The sequence below is a fragment of the Protofrankia sp. CiP1_Cm_nod4 genome, from assembly GCF_982290645.1.
Genome location: NZ_CEVIVC010000054.1, coordinates 1 through 1,217 on the forward strand (window position 1 = coordinate 1; position 1,217 = coordinate 1,217).

1 protein-coding gene is annotated in these 1,217 nt (G+C 76.1%); it reads left to right on the forward strand.

Annotated elements, in window-relative coordinates:
- Positions 1–161: 161 nt before the first annotated feature.
- The coding region (locus tag AC5LSR_RS12400) for an NYN domain-containing protein (RefSeq protein ID WP_493468480.1) at positions 162–1,217 on the forward strand (1,056 nt) is incomplete at its 3' end.

Sequence of the window (1,217 nt, forward strand, 5' to 3'; positions counted from 1 at the left end):
GCCGGGCATACCGCGGGCCTCCGGCATTGTCACCCTGGTGGGCCGAACGGCACCACGGCGACCAGTATCGCGGTGGCCGGCGGCAGGCCGTCGGACGGCGGCTCGCCAGGTGGCGGTGGCAGGCTGGGCGACGCGCCGTGCGCGCCTGCACGGGCGTCCGGGTGAGCGAGCCGCTTCCGTCCAGCGTCCGGGCACAGATCGTGGCGTTCGCGGCCGACACCCTCGCCGATCTCCCGGAACAGGACGTGCCGGCCACGCTCGTGGCTGTCCGCCGCTTCATCCCGTCCCGACGGTCCCGGCTCGGAGCGACGCCGCTGGCGGCGGCCATGGCCAACGACGCGGTCTTTCGCGGCCGGGTCGCCGAGCGGCTGCGGCTGGCCCTGCCCGAGCTCGTGGCGTCGCTGGAGTCCGACGAGGGGCCGCCCGAGGCGGCGCCGCCCGAGGAGATCGCGGCCGTCGCCTACGTCCTGCGGCTGCCCGGCTGGGAACGGATGCTCGAGGCCGCCGCCCATGAGGTGGCCGAGGCCGCGGCGTCGGCCCGCGCGGTCGACGCCACCGAGACGGTCACACGTCTGCATGAACAGCTCGACACGCTCCGGCAGAGCGCCAAGGCCGAGAACGACCAGTTGCGGGAACGTCTGGCGGCCGCCCGCTCCGAGGTGGAGGACGCCCGCCGCCGGCTGCGCTCCTCCTCCGACCGGCTCCGCCGGACCGAGAGCACGGCGAACGAGGCCGTCGAGACGGCGGAGAAGGCCCGTGACGAGGCGGTCGCCGCCGCCCGGGACGCCGAGGCCGAGACCCGCCGGCTACGGCAGCGGGTCGCCGAGCTCGAAGCCGCCGCGACCGCGTCCCGGCGGGGCAGCCGGGAGGCCCGCTCCGCCGAGGACGTGCGCCTGCGGGTCCTGCTCGACACGCTGATGGCCGCGGCCAACGGCTTCCGCAAGGAGCTCGCGCTGCCGACCGCCGTGCTGCACCCGGCGGACATCGTCGGCCGTGGTGAGGATGACGCCGCGCCTCTCGACCCGTTCTGCGGGGTCAGCGCCCGCGGCCTGGCCGAGGACGACCCGGCCGTGATCGACGAGGTGCTCGCCGTCCCCGGGGTGCATCTCATCGTGGACGGTTACAACGTCACCAAGCGTGGGTACGGCTCGTTGACGCTGCAGGCGCAGCGCGCCCGGCTGCTGTCCGGGCTCGGCGCGCTGGCCGGCCGCGCGTCC